We start from the raw sequence: 257 nt of genomic DNA, 5'->3' as shown, positions 1-257 counted from the left end.
CATTTGGCGAGCCTAAAACTTCGATGCCTTGTTCTTTTAAGTAAGCAACAGCGCTATCCATATCGTCGACATTGAATGCCATGTGGTGACCACCAATATCGGGATTGTTTGGTGCTGTTTTACTACGATGTATGTTGTCAGCGTAATCAAAAATTTCTAGATTTATGCTGCTAGCACTCATCACTGCAATTTTTTTTATTTCAGCGCGAGGGATTACTTTCAAGTGCTCCGCCATCCAGTTATCTTCAGCAATAAAG

1 protein-coding gene is annotated in these 257 nt (G+C 40.9%); it reads right to left on the bottom strand.

The window, feature by feature from the left end; genetic code table 11:
• The coding region (locus AAEY88_RS14420; protein WP_350563492.1) for a VOC family protein at positions 1-223 on the bottom strand (223 nt) is incomplete at its 3' end.
• Positions 224-257: the final 34 nt, after the last annotated feature.

Source organism: Psychrobacter sp. CAL346-MNA-CIBAN-0220 (assembly GCF_040309805.1).
Taxonomy (GTDB): domain Bacteria; phylum Pseudomonadota; class Gammaproteobacteria; order Pseudomonadales; family Moraxellaceae; genus Psychrobacter.
The sequence above is the reverse complement of the archived record's forward strand: the minus strand, read 5'-3'. Positions and strand labels throughout refer to the sequence as shown.